The organism is Sphingobium rhizovicinum (assembly GCF_042647625.1).
Taxonomy (GTDB): Bacteria; Pseudomonadota; Alphaproteobacteria; order Sphingomonadales; family Sphingomonadaceae; genus Sphingobium; species Sphingobium rhizovicinum.
This window is the reverse complement of record NZ_JBHRVU010000004.1, coordinates 1,652,957-1,668,980: the sequence shown is the minus strand read 5'-3', so window position 1 is coordinate 1,668,980 and position 16,024 is coordinate 1,652,957. Positions and strand designations below refer to the sequence as shown.

The 16,024-nt window shown below is 62.5% G+C and carries 13 protein-coding genes and 1 pseudogene; 9 read left to right on the top strand and 5 right to left on the bottom strand.

All coding sequences use genetic code 11. The annotated features are described in order from the left end of the window. Window positions 1-45 precede the first annotated feature (45 nt). From carB to carA, 4 genes are read right to left on the bottom strand one after another with little or no spacing between them, the layout of a single operon-like run. Window positions 46-3,381: a carbamoyl-phosphate synthase large subunit gene (gene carB / locus ACFOKF_RS09375; RefSeq protein WP_380795293.1), complete on the bottom strand. Its 3,336-nt coding sequence runs from the start codon at window positions 3,379-3,381 to the stop codon at window positions 46-48. Window position 3,382: 1 nt separating this feature from the next. After that, window positions 3,383-3,760, bottom strand: coding sequence for a hypothetical protein (locus ACFOKF_RS09370; RefSeq protein WP_380795291.1), 378 nt, complete (start codon window positions 3,758-3,760; stop codon window positions 3,383-3,385). Next, window positions 3,757-4,125, bottom strand: a complete 369-nt coding sequence (locus ACFOKF_RS09365; protein ID WP_380795290.1) for a ribonuclease E inhibitor RraB — start codon at window positions 4,123-4,125, stop codon at window positions 3,757-3,759. The genes ACFOKF_RS09370 and ACFOKF_RS09365 overlap by 4 nt, the downstream gene beginning before the upstream one ends. Then, window positions 4,122-5,300 (bottom strand): glutamine-hydrolyzing carbamoyl-phosphate synthase small subunit, encoded by a 1,179-nt coding sequence (gene carA, locus ACFOKF_RS09360; RefSeq protein ID WP_380795289.1) that lies wholly within the window; start codon window positions 5,298-5,300, stop codon window positions 4,122-4,124. Before carA ends, ACFOKF_RS09365 begins: the two co-directional genes overlap by 4 nt. A 153-nt stretch (window positions 5,301-5,453) precedes the next feature. Here carA and ACFOKF_RS09355 point away from each other — a divergent pair, with 153 nt between their 5' ends. The 9 genes and pseudogenes from ACFOKF_RS09355 to ACFOKF_RS09315 all read left to right on the top strand — a co-directional run bounded on the left by ACFOKF_RS09355 (window position 5,454) and on the right by ACFOKF_RS09315 (window position 14,672). Beyond that, window positions 5,454-5,906: a GatB/YqeY domain-containing protein gene (locus ACFOKF_RS09355; protein WP_380795288.1), complete on the top strand. Its 453-nt coding sequence runs from the start codon at window positions 5,454-5,456 to the stop codon at window positions 5,904-5,906. A 115-nt stretch (window positions 5,907-6,021) separates the two neighbouring features. After that, the gene (locus ACFOKF_RS09350) at window positions 6,022-6,465 is read left to right on the top strand and encodes a GIY-YIG nuclease family protein (protein WP_380795287.1); all 444 of its coding nucleotides are present in this window, start codon (window positions 6,022-6,024) and stop codon (window positions 6,463-6,465) included. Beyond that, the gene (gene dnaG, locus ACFOKF_RS09345) at window positions 6,462-8,348 is read left to right on the top strand and encodes a DNA primase (RefSeq protein ID WP_380795285.1); all 1,887 of its coding nucleotides are present in this window, start codon (window positions 6,462-6,464) and stop codon (window positions 8,346-8,348) included. Before ACFOKF_RS09350 ends, dnaG begins: the two co-directional genes overlap by 4 nt. 45 nt (window positions 8,349-8,393) lie before the next feature. Continuing rightward, a complete protein-coding gene (rpoD, locus tag ACFOKF_RS09340) occupies window positions 8,394-10,442 on the top strand; it encodes an RNA polymerase sigma factor RpoD (RefSeq protein WP_380795284.1) in 2,049 nt (682 codons plus the stop codon). 154 nt (window positions 10,443-10,596) lie between these two features. Continuing rightward, window positions 10,597-11,277 carry a DUF6975 family protein gene (locus tag ACFOKF_RS09335; RefSeq protein WP_380795282.1) on the top strand — a complete coding sequence of 227 codons (681 nt, stop codon included), beginning with the start codon at window positions 10,597-10,599 and terminating at the stop codon, window positions 11,275-11,277. A gap of 73 nt (window positions 11,278-11,350) precedes the next feature. Then, entirely contained in the window at window positions 11,351-12,196 is an 846-nt protein-coding gene (locus ACFOKF_RS09330; RefSeq protein WP_380795281.1) for an AAA family ATPase, read from the top strand. Window positions 12,197-12,204: 8 nt separating this feature from the next. Next, the gene (locus ACFOKF_RS09325; RefSeq protein WP_380795280.1) at window positions 12,205-12,618 is read left to right on the top strand and encodes a GFA family protein; all 414 of its coding nucleotides are present in this window, start codon (window positions 12,205-12,207) and stop codon (window positions 12,616-12,618) included. A 93-nt stretch (window positions 12,619-12,711) separates the two neighbouring features. Further along, window positions 12,712-13,773 carry a hypothetical protein gene (locus tag ACFOKF_RS09320; RefSeq protein WP_380795278.1) on the top strand — a complete coding sequence of 354 codons (1,062 nt, stop codon included), beginning with the start codon at window positions 12,712-12,714 and terminating at the stop codon, window positions 13,771-13,773. Window positions 13,774-13,812: 39 nt separating this feature from the next. After that, window positions 13,813-14,672 (top strand): annotated as a pseudogene (locus tag ACFOKF_RS09315) (DUF817 domain-containing protein). Here the strand turns inward: ACFOKF_RS09315 and ACFOKF_RS09310 are convergent. After that, window positions 14,660-16,024, bottom strand: a complete 1,365-nt coding sequence (locus ACFOKF_RS09310; protein ID WP_380795277.1) for a methyl-accepting chemotaxis protein — start codon at window positions 16,022-16,024, stop codon at window positions 14,660-14,662. The pseudogene ACFOKF_RS09315 and the gene ACFOKF_RS09310 sit on opposite strands and share 13 nt — an antisense overlap.

Sequence of the window (16,024 nt, the reverse complement as noted above, 5' to 3'; positions counted from 1 at the left end):
CCTTACTCAAGGGCCGCCCCGCAGCATCATTCCTTGGGCAGGGGTTCAGGCTTGCGACAGGGGATAATAGGACTGGAGCGAGCGTACTTCAAGGGCATGCCCGCGAAGCGCCTCGATCGCGTCCGCCGCGGCGACGCTCGCCGCCGCCGTAGTGAAGCTGGCGATCTTCCCGCGCAGCGCCGATGTGCGGATCGCCTTGCTGTCCTTCAGCGACTGCCAGCCTTCGGTGGTGTTGAAGATCAGCTGCACATCGCCATCGGTAATCCGGTCGACGATATGGGGGCGCCCTTCGGCCACCTTGTTCACCGTCTCCACCGCAATGCCATGGTCCGCCAGATAAACGGCCGTGCCGCCGGTGGCGATGATGGTGAAGCCCATGTCCGACAGCTTCTGCACCGCCGGCAGGATCACCGGCTTGTCGCTGTCCTTGACGGAAACGAACACGGTGCCGCTGGTGGGCAGCACGGTGGCTGCGCCCAACTGCGCCTTGGCGAAGGCGGTCGCGAAATCGCTATCGATTCCCATAACTTCGCCGGTGCTCTTCATTTCCGGTGACAGCACCGGATCGACGCCGGGGAAGCGATTGAACGGGAATACCGCTTCCTTGACCGCGACATGCGAAATCGCATTGCGATCGATCTTGGGCAGATCCTTGATCTTCTCGCCCGCCATCACGCGCGACGCGATCTTGGCGATGGGCGTACCGATCGCCTTGGCGACGAAGGGCACGGTGCGGCTGGCGCGCGGGTTCACCTCGATCAGATAAACCACGCCATCCTTCACCGCGAACTGGATGTTCATCAGGCCGCGCACCGACAGCGCACGGGCTAGCACATCGGTCTGACGCTCAATCTCTGCAATGATCTCGGCCGACAGGCTGTAGGGCGGCAGCGAGCAGGCGCTGTCGCCCGAATGCACGCCCGCTTCCTCGATATGCTGCAATACGCCGGCCACGACCACATCGTCGCCATCGCACAGCGCATCGACATCGACTTCCACGGCATCGCGCAGATACTGGTCGATCAGCACCGGGGAATCGCCCGACACCTGAACGGCGGTGGTGATATATTCCTCCAGTTGGGCCTGACCGTCGACAATCTCCATCGCCCGGCCGCCCAGCACATAGCTGGGACGCATCAGCACCGGATAGCCGATGCGGTTGGCGACAGCGATCGCCTCTTCGCGGCTGCGGGCAATGCCATTGGCCGGCTGCTTCAGCTTCAGCTTGTCGATCAGCGCGGCGAAACGCTCGCGATCTTCCGCCAGGTCGATGGCGTCGGGCGATGTACCCAGGATCGGCACGCCGGCATCCTCCAGCGCCTGCGCCAGCTTGAGCGGCGTCTGCCCGCCAAACTGCACCAGCACGCCCGCCAGCGTCCCCTTCGACATTTCGACATGCAGGATTTCCAGCACATCTTCCGCCGTCAGCGGCTCGAAATAGAGGCGATCGGACGTGTCATAGTCGGTCGACACCGTCTCCGGATTACAGTTGACCATGATCGTCTCATAGCCGGCCTCGCTCAGCGCGAAGCAGGCATGGACGCAGCAATAGTCGAACTCGATGCCCTGCCCGATGCGGTTGGGGCCACCGCCCAGGATGACCACCTTCTTTCGGTCGCTGGGCTGCGCCTCATTCTCCGCCTCGCCGAACAGCGGCGCTTCATAGGTGGAGTACATATAAGGCGTCTTCGCCTCGAACTCGGCAGCGCAGGTGTCGATCCGCTTGAACACCGGACGCACGCCCAGACGATGGCGCAGCGCGCGCACTTCATCCTCGGTCACGCCGCCGGTCATGGCGACGACGGCATCGTGGATCAGGCCCGAACCGCGCGCGATGCCGCGCTCATTGCCGCGCAGGTTCGCGGACTTGAGCGCCAGCCAGGCAAGGCGCTTGTCGGAAAAGCCCATGGACTTCAGGCGGCGCATGCCGTCCGTATCCTGCGGCAGGCCATTGGCCAGCACCTCGGCTTCCGCGTCTACGATTTCCTTGATCCGCTCCAGGAACCAGGGGTCGAACTTGGCGATGTTATGGATTTCCTGAACGGTCAGCCCCTCACGAAGGGCTTGCGCTGCGACCAGCAGTCGGTCGGGCGTCGCTGCGGCAAGCGCCGCGATGATGTCGTCCTTGGGCGCGCCGACCAGATGATCGACCTGATTGAAACCGGACAGACCCGTTTCCAGACCGCGCAGCGCCTTCTGCATCGATTCATGGATGTTGCGGCCGATCGCCATGACTTCGCCGACCGACTTCATCGCCGTGCCCAACAGCGGTTCGGCGCCCTTGAACTTTTCGAAGGCGAAGCGCGGAATCTTGGTCACGACATAGTCGATGGTCGGCTCGAACGACGCCGGGGTCGCGCCGGTAATGTCATTCTCGATCTCGTCCAGCGTATAGCCCACGGCCAGCTTCGCCGCGACCTTAGCGATCGGGAAGCCGGTCGCCTTCGACGCCAGCGCCGAGGAACGCGACACGCGCGGGTTCATCTCGATCACGATCAGGCGGCCGTCCTTCGGATTGACCGCGAACTGCACGTTCGAACCGCCTGTTTCCACGCCGATTTCACGCAACGTCGCGATGCTCGCGTTGCGCATGATCTGATATTCCTTGTCGGTCAGCGTCAGCGCCGGCGCGACGGTGATGGAGTCGCCGGTATGGACGCCCATCGGATCGACATTTTCGATCGAGCAGATGATGATGGCATTGTCATTGCGGTCGCGCACGACTTCCATCTCATATTCTTTCCAGCCGATCAGCGATTCCTCGATCAACACCTCGGTCGTCGGCGAAGCGTCCAGGCCGCCGCGCACGATGTTGACGAACTCTTCGCGATTATAGGCGATGCCGCCGCCGGTGCCGCCCATGGTGAAGCTGGGCCGGATGATCGAGGGAAGGCCGGTATATTCCAGCGCCTCCAGCGCCTCTTCCATCGTGTGGGCGATGCGCGAGCGGGCCGATTCCAGACCGATCTTGTCCATGGCGTCGCGGAACTTGATCCGGTCCTCCGCCTTGTCGATCGCCTCGGCATCCGCGCCGATCATCTGCACGCCGAACTTCTCCAGCGTGCCGTCATTATAGAGCGCCAGCGCCGTGTTCAGCGCCGTCTGCCCGCCCATGGTCGGCAGCACCGCGTCCGGGCGTTCCTTCTCGATGATCTTCGCCACGATTTCGGGCGTGATCGGCTCGACATAGGTGGCGTCGGCAAATTCCGGGTCGGTCATGATCGTGGCCGGGTTGGAATTGACCAGGATGATGCGATAGCCCTCTTCCTTCAGCGCCTTCACCGCCTGCGTGCCCGAATAATCGAACTCGCACGCCTGGCCGATGATGATCGGACCAGCGCCGATGATGAGGATGGAGGAGATGTCGGTGCGTTTGGGCATCTTATTTCTTCTTACCAAAAATCTTGGAAAAAAAGCCGGTTGGCTTCGACGGTTCCGGCGCTGAAGGCTGACGCATCATGGCCGCCTCCCAGCCGTCATATTCGACACCGTAGCTGTCGCAGAGATCACAAAGCGCTACTAAGGTCGTTGTTCGCCATTCTTCGCCGATGGGTTCATGGCGCTCAGCGATAATCCCATCTTCGTTGACGGTCGGCTTGACGGCGTACCCCAACTCACGGAGCGAGGCGCCCAATGCTTCGAAATTCCCGCCGTACATGAAATGGAGGACATGGCGAACGTCACTGAAATCTTCGCCGCGATCGGCGAACACCTTCAACGTTTCCTTCGCCAATTCTATCTGATCGCGATTGCCGCTCAATGCACGCCCCCCGCCTGCGCCTCGCATCCCCAGCCGTCATATTCGACGCCGCAGAGGATTTCGATCTGGAGGCACTTCTTGGTCAGCGCGCGGATCGATTGTTCATCGACCGGCTGCACGCATTCCAGGAACAGAAACAGGTCGCCATCCTCATCTTCCTCCCGGTCCAGTTCGACAAAGCCGAACTGGCTGGCGATGATGAGGACGCGCTCGAAATCCTGCTCGCTGCCCCGGAAGCTGACGTCCACAGGCCGCGCGATGCGCGCGACGTCGCCATTGCGCTTCAGGTTGGCGAGAACCTCGCGGTCCGCCTCCCACTCTGCGGCAAGGCGCGCTTCGTCAACGGGGGGCAGGTTCTGGCTCACGCCGCAACCGCGCCCTTCAGGCCGTCGACGAACTTGCGGAACAGATAGAAGCTGTCCTGCGGCCCCGGTGAAGCTTCGGGGTGGTACTGGACCGAAAAGGCCTGCTTATCGGTCAGTTCGATGCCGCAATTGCTGCCGTCGAACAGCGACACATGGGTCGATCGTGCATTGGCGGGCAACGTGTCGACATCGACCGCAAAGCCATGGTTCATGCTGGTGATCTCGACCAGACCGTCCGACAGGCGCTTGACCGGATGGTTCGCGCCGCGATGGCCCTGATGCATCTTGATCGTCTTGGCGCCCACGGCGAGGCCCAGCAACTGGTGACCCAGGCAGATGCCGAACACCGGAATGTCCGCCGCCAGCACGCTCTGGATCACCGGCACGGCATAGTCGCCGGTCGCGGCCGGATCGCCAGGGCCGTTGGAGAGGAACACGCCGTCCGGCTTCTGCTCCATCACCTGATCGATGGTCGCCGTCGCGGGCAGCACGGTCACGCGCGCGCCGGCCTGCACCAGATTGCGGAAGATATTATTCTTCGCGCCATAATCGATCGCGACGACATGCGGGCGCTCTTCACCGGCCTCGTTCAGGCCATAGCCAAAGCCCAGCTTCCACACGCCATCCTTCCACAGACGGCTTTCCTTCCCCGTGACTTCGATGGCGAGGTCCATGCCCTCCAGGCCCGGCCAGCTTGCAGCCTTGGCGGCGAGCGCCGCGATGTCGAACTTGCCGTCTGGATCATGGGCGATCACGACATTGGGCGCGCCCTTGATGCGAATGAGGCGGGTCAGCGCGCGGGTATCGACGCCGGCGAGGCCAATGCGGCCATTTTCCCGCATCCACCGATCGAACGGTTCGACATTGCGGAAATTGCTGGGCGCGGTGACGTCCTGCCGCACGATGCAGCCCAGCGCATGGGGCGACATGGCTTCGACGTCATCCAGGTTGGTGCCGACATTGCCGATATGGGGGAAGGTGAAATTGATGATCTGCCCGGCGTAGCTGGGATCAGTCATGATTTCCTGATAGCCGGTGATCGATGTGTTGAAGCACAGTTCGCCCACCGCGTCGCCGACTGAGCCAAAGCCGCGGCCGAACACGGCGCTGCCATCGGCAAAAACCACGACCCCTGTCGCTCCTTTAGGCACAATGAGGGTCTTGGCGTCTGCCATGGTCTGCGGTCCTTTATGCTTTTGCGGGAACCCGTCTGGTGCGGGTTAAACGGCCGGTCACCTAGGCGCGGAGCCTCCGCAGGTCAACGTCTGTTAAAAATCTCTTTTGCCGCTATATCTGCTTCTTTCCCGAAGAGACAGGATAGATTCGCCATGATTCGCGAGCAGGTAAAGAGCGCCCAGGTCACCGCCATGAAGGCCGGCGACAAGGAACGGCTGGCCGCCGTGCGCCTGATCCTGGCGAAGCTGAAGGACCGCGACATCGAACTGCGCACCGCCACCAGCGTGCCGGACGATGATGTCGTGGTCGTGGACGTGCTCCAGAAGATGGTGAAGCAGCGCCGCGAATCGATCGACATGTTCAAAAATGGCGGCCGCGACGAGCTGGCGGCCAAGGAACAGGCCGAACTGGACGTGATCGAAAGCTTCCTGCCGACCCAGCTGACCGAGGACGAAACGAAGGCCGCGATCGAGGGCATCAAGGCCGAAGTCGGCGCGGAAAGCGTCAAGGACATGGGCAAGGTGATGGCGGTGCTGAAGGAACGCCACGGCAGCGTCATCGACATGAGCAAGGCTAGCGGCCTTGTGAAGGCGGCGCTTTCCTAAAATCCTCCTCCCGCTTGCGGGAGGGGTCAGTCACCACCTCCGTTCGTTTCGAGCGAAGTCGAGAAACGACAGGTACTACGCTCGACTCAAGCGCGAGTTCAGGCATAATTGTCTGATGGCGTTCTGGACCTACATGCTCAAATGTTCAGACGGCCGCTATTATACCGGCCATACCGACAATCTTGACCATCGCATCGGTCAGCATCAATGCGGTCAGGGCGGTCAATTCACGCGCAAACGCCTGCCGGTCACGCTTGTCTGGAGCGAAACTTTCGGCACCCGCATCGAAGCGCTGGAAGCCGAACGCATCATCGGCGGCTGGTCCCGCGCCAAAAAGGAAGCCATTATAGCTGGCAACTGGTCGTTGGTGTCATATCTCGCGAAACCGCCAAAAGAACGGCTGACAAAAGGCCCGTTCGTTTCGAGTTCTTCGGCCGCCTGTCAAGGCAGGCGCTCAGGACAGGCCAAGGTCGAGAAACGAGAAGAGTACGCTAGCCGTTTCTCGACTACGCTCGAAACGAACGGATGTGGTATGCCTGATCCCGAGCAGCCCGCATGACCCTCACCCCGCAATGGCTGGACGAACTGCGCGCGCGCACATCGCTGTCGACCCTCATCGGCAAGAGCGTGAAGGTCATAAAGGCCGGCCGCGAATATAAGGCCTGCTGCCCCTTCCATAATGAGAAGACGCCCAGCTTCACGATCAACGATGAAAAGGGCTTCTACCATTGCTTCGGTTGCGGCGCGCATGGCGATGCGATCCGCTGGATGACCGATCAGCGCGGCCTCCCTTTCATGGAGGCGGTGAAGGAACTGGCCGCCACCGCCGGCATGGACGTGCCCGCCGCCGATCCCCGCGCCGCCAAGCGCGCCGAGCAGACTAAAGGGCTGCACGACGCCATGGGCGCGGCCCAGAGCTTTTTCGAGGATCAGCTTGGCGGCATCGATGGCGGAGAGGCGCGCGCCTATCTCCAGAAACGCGGCATTACCGACGCCACCCGCCGCGCCTTCGGCTTCGGCTATTCGCCGGATTCTCGCGGAAAGCTAAAAACGGCCCTGCGCGATTTCGGTGATCCCATGCTGGTCGAGGCCGGCCTGTTGATCGATCCAGACGGAGAACGCGACACCTACGACCGTTTCCGTGGCCGCCTCATGCTCCCCATCCGCGACATTCGCGGCCGCGTCATCGCCTTTGGCGGCCGCATCATTGGCTCTGGCGAACCTAAATATCTCAACTCGCCCGACACGCCTCTCTTCGACAAGGGCCGCACCCTCTATAATATCGACAAGGCGTCCCCCGCCAGTCGATCGACCGGCCGCGTGATCGTAGTCGAAGGCTATATGGATGTGATCGCGCTGGCGCAGGCCGGCTTTGGCGAAGCGGTCGCCCCGCTCGGCACGGCGCTTACTGAACATCAGATCGAGCGCCTCTGGAAGATGGTGGAGGTGCCCCTCCTCTGCTTCGACGGCGATTCGGCCGGGCAGAAGGCGGCGATCCGCGCCGCCACTCGCGCCCTCCCCCTGCTGCGCCCCGGCCACAGCCTCGCCTTCGCCACGCTCCCCAGCGGCCAGGACCCCGACGACCTGATCCGCGCCAGCGGCCGGCAGGCGATGGAAGCGGTGCTGACCGATGCAGAACCGCTGATCGAACGCCTCTGGAAGCATGAAGTGTCTTCCGCTCCCCTCGCCACGCCGGAGGAGAAGGCCGCCCTCAAACAGAGGCTCCGCGCCATTTCGGACGCGATCGCTCACCCGGACGTGCGCGCCCACTACGCTCATGAATTTCGCGAGCGCTATGACGCGCTCTTCTTCGCCCGTCGCGACGCCGCGCCTCAACAGCGCGGACAGGGCGGCGGCAATTTTGGCGGCGGCGGGCAACGCTGGCAACGCGACAAGCGCGGCAACTGGAAGCCGCCCATCGCACCCGCCGGGGCAGAAGCGCGCGCGATCGGCGCCAGCGGCATGGAGCAGCGCTTGCTGCGCGCGATCCTCGCCGCGCTGCTGCGCCACCCCGGCCAGATCGCCCCCCATCGCGAGATGCTGTCGGCGCTGCAAATCGGCGATCCCCAGCTCGCCCAGCTGCTTGCCGCGATGATCTCTCTCTCCTTCCGAAAAGAAACAGTTGAAACGCAGGCCCTCCTTACCATATTGGGGCAAGGTGAGTTGTATAATATGGCCAAGGGGATGCTCCGGGCCGATGCGTTCACACTCACTCCCGACAGGATAAGCACCGATCCTGATCGCCTTTCGCGCGATCTGGAGGAGGCCGTTCGGGTGATGGCGCAGGGACCGGAGCTGGAAACGGCATTGGTGGAAGCCACAAGACGGTTTGAAAGCGACTTCAGCGAGGAAAATTTCGCTGAGCAGCAGCGCATTCGCGCTCTGAAAGCCGATCATGATCGTCGACTGGCGGAACTGGCGCAGTCCGAAGACATTGTTTGATTGATGTTAGCCCTTTCAAAAGGGCGACGAGGTTAAGGCGAATAGATGGCGACCAAGGCAAACAGCAAGAATGGCGGTGCAGGCGATGGAGAGGATGGCGGCGACGCCCCCCTGCTCGACCTCAACGAAGCCTCCGTCAAGAAGCTGATTTCCCGCGCCAAGAAGCGCGGCTACATCACCTATGACGAGTTGAACGACGCCCTGCCGCAGGACCAGATGTCCTCCGAGCAGATTGAGGACATCATGGCGGCGCTCAACGAAATGGGCGTCAACATCGTCGAGAATGAAGAAGCCGGCGAAGACGGCGACGAACAGCGCGAGCGGGACGATGCCGACGACGCCGACGATGATTCGGGCGACGATGACGGTTCGCCCAAGCTCGTCACGGAAAAGAAGAAGGAAACGGTCGATCGCACCGACGATCCCGTTCGCATGTACCTGCGCGAAATGGGCGCGGTGGAACTGCTCAGCCGTGAGGGCGAAATCGCCATCGCCAAGCGGATCGAGGCCGGTCGCGACACCATGATCCTGGGTCTTTGCGAAAGCCCGACGACCTTCAACGCGATCATCGAATGGTCGACCGCGCTCAACAACGGCGAAATGCAGCTGCGCGAGATTCTCGATCTCGACGCCATGCTCTCCAAGGATCCTGCTCCTGAAAATATGGAGGAAGGCGCCGAGGATGATGATGGCGAGATCAGCGAAAAGACCGCCGGTCCCAGCTTCAAGGAAGAAGAAGAGCCGGAGGAGGAATCCGCCGACGGCGACGAGGATGAGGACGGCGCGCCCCGCGCCCGCCGCAATGAGGAAGAAGAGGAAGAGGACAACACCCTCTCCCTCGCCCAGATGGAAGAGACGCTCAAGCCGATGGCGCTTGAGAAGTTCGCGACCATCACCGAAATCTTCCGCGCTTTCTCCAAGGCGCAGGAATCGCGCATGATCGCCATGGCCAATGGCGAAGTGCTCAGCCAAAAGGCCGAGGATGATTATCAGGAACTGCGCGAAAGCCTGACCGCGCAGGTCGAAAGCGTTCAGTTCCACCAGCAGAAGATCGAATATCTGGTCGATCAGCTCTATGCCTATAACCGGCGCCTGACCGCGCTGGGCGGCCAGATGCTGCGCCTGGCCGAACGGCACAAGGTCAGCCGCAAGGACTTCCTGGACCGCTATGTCGGTAACGAGCTGGACGACGCCTGGCTGGAAAAGGTGCAGGGCCTCGACAAGAAATGGGCCGCCTTCGCCGCTGCCGAAGCGCGCGCGGTCGAACGCATCCGCAACGAAGTGAACGAAATCGCGCAGGCGACCGGCATGTCGCTGAGCGAATTCCGCCGCATCGTCAACATGGTGCAGAAGGGCGAACGCGAAGCGCGCATCGCCAAGAAGGAAATGGTGGAGGCCAATCTGCGCCTCGTCATCTCCATCGCCAAAAAATATACGAACCGCGGCCTTCAGTTCCTGGACCTCATTCAAGAAGGCAATATCGGCCTGATGAAGGCGGTCGATAAGTTCGAATATCGTCGCGGCTACAAGTTCAGCACCTACGCCACCTGGTGGATCCGTCAGGCGATCACCCGGTCTATCGCGGATCAGGCGCGGACCATCCGCATCCCGGTCCACATGATCGAAACGATCAACAAGCTGGTCCGCACCAGCCGCCAGTTCCTGCACGAGCAGGGCCGTGAACCGACGCCGGAGGAGATGGCCGAGCGTCTGTCGATGCCGCTCGAAAAGGTCCGCAAGGTGATGAAGATCGCCAAGGAGCCGATCTCCCTCGAAACGCCGATCGGCGACGAGGAAGACAGCCATCTGGGCGACTTCATCGAGGACAAGAATGCGATCATCCCGGTCGACGCGGCCATTCAGGCGAATCTGAAGGAAACCGTCACCCGTGTTCTGGCGTCGCTCACCCCGCGTGAAGAGCGCGTGCTGCGCATGCGCTTTGGCATCGGCATGAACACCGACCATACGCTTGAGGAAGTCGGCCAGCAGTTCAGCGTGACCCGCGAACGCATCCGTCAGATCGAGGCGAAGGCGCTGCGCAAGCTCAAGCACCCCTCGCGCTCGCGCAAGATGCGGTCCTTCCTGGATCAGTAAATTTTAATGGATCGGTAAAGCTAAATTAACCATCCTTGACGAAAAAGGGCGGCTTTCACGGCCGCCCTTTCTGATTCCGTAAACCCGACGTTTACCCGGACGGCCTATGCCTTGAGTTCCACCCTGCATGTGCAGGGCAGTACAGGGGTCAGGCATGAGCGAAGCGGCACCGCGATATCAATTTGGCGACATAGCCCGTGTGCTGGAGGCGCTGGTCGTTACGGATGGCACGGCCTCCCACGCCTATGCCAACCGCGCCAGCACCGGCGTATCGCGTGAAACCCTGCTGTCGCTCGCCGATCTGGCTGATGCGGCTTATTATCTCTGCCTGCTTCACGGCCGTCACCCCGGCGTCGTCGATCATGCCGCCACCCGGTCCGCCGACAATGCCGCGCGCCAGTGGCTGATCGGGGCGGCGGATGGCTTTGCGCGCGAACGCGCCTATCTGACGCAGGTTACGGTTGCCGCCGGCCCTGCCCCCAGCACAGCGGGGCAGGCGGATTGCGAAACGGTAGTCAGCCAGCAACGCCATGCGCTCGACATGCTGGCCCAGTCGGACCGGCGCGGCTGCGCCATGGGCGCGGCCATGGCGCTGGTGCTCGACTGGCGCGCCGTGCGCCATGTGCTCGACATGGCGGCGATCCGCGCCGGCATGGAACCGCATCCCTGCGCCCTGCCCGACCGCGCCGCCACATTGGCCGTCGCGCGCGAAATCGGCGGCGATGACGCCATCGACCGCGCCATCCAGTTCGGTGCGCGCCAGTTGCTGAACCAGCATCGCGGCTTATGGGATTTGCTGGCCGCCCGCGCCGACGTGCGCACCCGCAACAGCTGATCGCTTCACCCATTACCGATTGCGCCGCGCCGCCGCTTTGCCTAGTCGATGATACAGGCAGCGGAGAGACGATATGCGCTTTGAAGGCACACAGGACTATGTCGCCACCGACGATCTGAAGGTGGCGGTCAACGCCGCCGTGCTGTTGCGCCGACCGTTGCTGGTGAAGGGGGAGCCGGGCACCGGCAAGACCGTCCTTGCCCAGGAAATCGCCCGTGCGCTGAACGCACCGCTGATCGAATGGAACGTCAAGTCCACGACAAAGGCGCATCAGGGCCTGTATGAATATGACGCCGTCGCCCGCCTGCGCGACGGGCAACTGGGCGATCCGCGCGTCCATGAGATTTCCAACTATATCCGCAAGGGCAAGCTGTGGGAGGCGTTCACATCGCCCCGCCTGCCCGTGCTGCTGATCGACGAGATTGACAAGGCCGACATCGAATTTCCCAACGATCTGTTGCAGGAACTCGATCGCATGGCCTTCCACGTCTATGAAACCGGCGAGACGGTCGCGGCGGCGGAACGCCCGGTGGTGGTCATCACCTCCAACAATGAAAAGGAACTGCCTGACGCCTTCCTGCGCCGCTGTTTCTTCCATTATATCAAATTCCCCGACCGGGAGACGATGGAGCAGATCGTCGCCGTCCATTTTCCCGGCATCCAGAAAATCCTGGTCAGCCGCGCGATGGAGATTTTCTACGAAATCCGCGACGTTCCGGGCCTCAAGAAAAAGCCCAGCACCAGCGAATTGCTCGATTGGCTCAAACTGCTGCTGAATGAGGATATGCCCCTCGACATCCTCCAGAACAGCGACCCGACCAGGGCGATCCCGCCCCTCCACGGCGCGCTGCTCAAAAATGAGCAGGACATCATGATGTTCGAACGCCTCGCCTTCATGGCGCGCCGGCAGGGGCGATAGGCACAGCCATGCCCCACAACGCCGGCTGCCTCTGCGGCGCCGTCCGCATCACCATCGACGCTGATCCGCTCGCCGCGCGCATGTGCTGGTGCCGCCTGTGCCAATATCTGGGCGGGGGATCGGCAACGGTGAATGTCTGCTTCCCGACCGATCATGTCGCCACGACCGGCGAAGTCCGTTGGCATGACAGCGTGGCCGACAGCGGCAACGCCATGAAGCGCGGCTTCTGCCCGACCTGCGGCACGCCCCTGTTCAGCATGGCCGAATCGCGCCCGCACCTGACCTTCATCCGCGCGGGCGCGCTCGACAATTCCTCGCTCATCGGCCCGCAGGCGGAGATATGGACGGACGCCGCCCCCGACTGGGCGCATCATGATCCCGATCTGCCCCATTATCCGGCGCAAATCCCTCCGGTTGCCTGAAAAATGGGATTGCGCCCGCGCGTTTAGTCTGTAGCCTCCCCGTCATAGTTCAAGGCCGCGCAAAGACGGTCTGGATCTGGAGAGGGATGCTGAATGCCAAAGCGCGCCCATATTGTCATTTCCGCCCTTCTGGCGCCGATGAGCCTGTGTCTGGCCATGCCTGCGCACGCCGCCACCCCCAATGCAGATGATGGCGCTGAAGCCTGGACGCCGACCCAAAGTTCGATCCGCGCCAACGCCGCCGGGATCAGCCTGCCCCAGACCGTCGCCGGCCTCTCGCTGGCCAAGAGCGGCGAAGCCTCCAGCGGCGGCCGCGCGATCGACAATTATGCGCAATATCTCTCGGAGGACGGCGCCATTCAGGCAACCCTCTATGTCTATATGCCGACCTATGCCGACGCCTCGCTCGCCGCCTATATGACGGACAAGGCGATCATGGAGCGCTTCGGCAGCCAGACCCGCCGCACCGCCTATGCCAGCGCCCCTGCCGCTGGTCAGGCGGGTCGCGCTATCCGCGCTGTCTATGATGATGCCGCCGACGGCGCGCTCGTGACGGCGGCGGGCTTCGTCCATGCCGGGCGCTGGATCGCCAAGATCCGCATCACCGGCCCCAGCGAACGTCGCGCCCAGGTGCTGGCCGGTCTGGACGGCATGCTGTCCGGCCTCGCCTTCGATGACGCGGCTTCGCTCCACGCCACCGCGCCCGCCGCCTTCAGCGCCTGCCCGGCCGCCGATACCGGCGACGCGCGCCTTGAAAAGGCGGAACCGGCCACCCCGACCGTCCCGCTCGATGTCCGCATCCCGCGGGAAGGCAAGGATGCGCTCTGCGTGCGCGACGCCGTCACCACGGCCGATCGGCGCTATGACATGCTCCAGCAGGCCGGGCGCAGCGACGGCCCAATCATCGTCCCGGTCGATGACAGCGGCACTGTGCTCGCCTTCGATCCGGCTGCCGAAACGCGTGGTTACAAGCTGTCGATCCACATGGTCGGTCAGACCGATCTTTATGGCACCTATGACAAGGTGCCCAGCCCGCGCCAGATCGCCGCGATCATCGATGGCAAGGACGCCCAGACCGCACAGGCCCAGAGCGTCGCCACCTATGCCGCCAATGGCGACGTGACGGTTAACCAGTTGACGCCGACCGCTCACTGACGACTTTCTTCGGCGCCATGCCCGGTCTACATCATGGCGATGACCCAACGACCGGGCGTGACCCGCTTCACGCGCATCCGCGCCCATCTGGAATCCATCCAAATTGCCCCGGTCCGCAAGCTTGGGTGTTCGAATTTCTCCTGTTCGGTTTCAAACAGGGCTGGGCGTGCCTGTTTGGCGGATTGATGCTGGGTTTATTGCTGGCTACCCACCTTCTCTACCCGATCGATGCACCGCTTCATCGCTATGATTTCCTCACGATCGCAGCGATCATCATTCAGGTCGCGATGCTCGTCTTGCGCCTTGAGAGCTGGAGCGAAGCGAAGGTGATTTTCGCCTTTCACCTGATCGGTACGATCATGGAATTGTTCAAGACCCATGCGGGCTCATGGATCTACCCTGAAGGCAGCCTGCTCCATATCGGCCCCGTGCCCCTTTTTTCCGGATTCATGTATGCAGCCGTGGGCAGTTATATCGCACGTATCTGGCGCATCTTCGATTTCCGCTTCAAACAGTATCCGCCCGCCTGGACAACGGTGCTGCTGGCCATCGCCATCTATGTCAATTTCTTCGCTCATCACTGGCTGCCCGACATCCGCATCGCCTTGTTCGCGATTGCCATCGGACTCTTTGGCCGAACCAGTATCATCTTCATTCCCTGGCGCACACCACGGCGAATGCCGCTGCTGATCGGCTTCCTCCTTGTCGCGCTATTCATTTGGTTCGCTGAAAATATCGGCACATTCGCCAATGCCTGGACCTATCCCGATCAAAGCCACGGCTGGCAGATGGTCAGCCTTGCCAAGCTTGGCAGCTGGTATCTGCTGATGATTATTTCCTTCGTGCTGGTCTCCCTGATCCACGGCATCAACAGACCTTGCAACGATCAGATCAGATAACCAACCTCATACAGACCCCACCGCCGTCCTGCGAACACCAGCGGCACGAACACGCTGCGCAGCGCCCGATAACGGCCTTCGCCCAGATCCTGCCGATAGGTGAACAGGAAGAAATCGCCCTCTTCGTCCAGCGCGCGCCGGGTCTGGGCGTCCATGAATATCTGCCGGTTGCGGGCATGCTCCATATTCCATTCCCGCATCCCCGCACGCTGCGATTGGCTGCGGACGCTGACATGGGTGGGCAGATAACCGTTCATGTCCAGCAGACAGCAGCCGATGATCGCACTGTCCTGCGCGGTATGCCGGTCGATCAGCGGCTGGATCATCGCATCGGCAAAGCGGGTGAAACCGTTCAGATATTGCACCGGGTCGGAGCCTGCGATCGGGCGATAATCGGTATCGAACAGATCGGCCAGGCTCAATTGACCGTCGGCCACGGCCTGCTCGATCAGCGTGGCCACCTCCTGCGCGCCGTCCTCAGCCATCGCGATATAGCGGCTGTTGCGCGTCTTTTGCGGGCCATGGGCGGCGGTATTGAGCATCGCATTGGCCATGCCCTCCAGCCCTTCCAGCTGCTCACGCGCCACGTCCACCCGCAACGCGCTTTCGCTCGACGACCGGCTGAACAGCGCCAACCCCTGCCGCAACGCGCTCACATCGCCATCGGCCGCGTCGGTGCAGGTGGCGATCGCTTCCGACCGATCGCCGAACTGCGTCACCAGCGACGCGATTTCCGCCATACTCAGCCGCAGCCGGTCGATATGGGTGCCGACGTCGCGCCCCCGCACGATATTCGCCTCCACGCCGCCAATCAGCGCGCGGGCGTCCCGATCCAGCTGGCCCAGCTTGTCGCCCACCGATGCGGCGGACTCGCCCGCCTGTCCCGCCAGCCGCCTTATCTCGTCCGCCACCACGGCAAAGCCCTGCGTCGCCGCGCCGCCACGCGCCGCCTCGATCGCGGCGTTCACACCCAGCAATCGCGTCTGTCGCGCGATCGCCCCCAATTCTTCGGAAATATCGTCAACTGCCTCGATCACGGTCAGGAAGCGGCGCAAATGATCTTCAAGCCCGGTGACATGCGCCACCAGCCCAGCCACTTCGCCCAGCGACAGGCCAATCACCTCATGCCCATCGGCGATGATACGCCCCGCGCGGCGCGCGGTCAGGCTCAATTCCTGCGCGGCGGCAACGCTTTCGCCCTGACTGGCCGCCAGCGTGTCCATATTTCGCTGCAAGTTCGCCAGCCGCGCCGAATCGCCCTGAATGCGCAAATTCAGTTCGCCCAGAAAACCGGCGGTTTCGCTGCACTGCAATGCGATGTCGCCTGACCTTTCCCCCAGGTCAGCCAACAA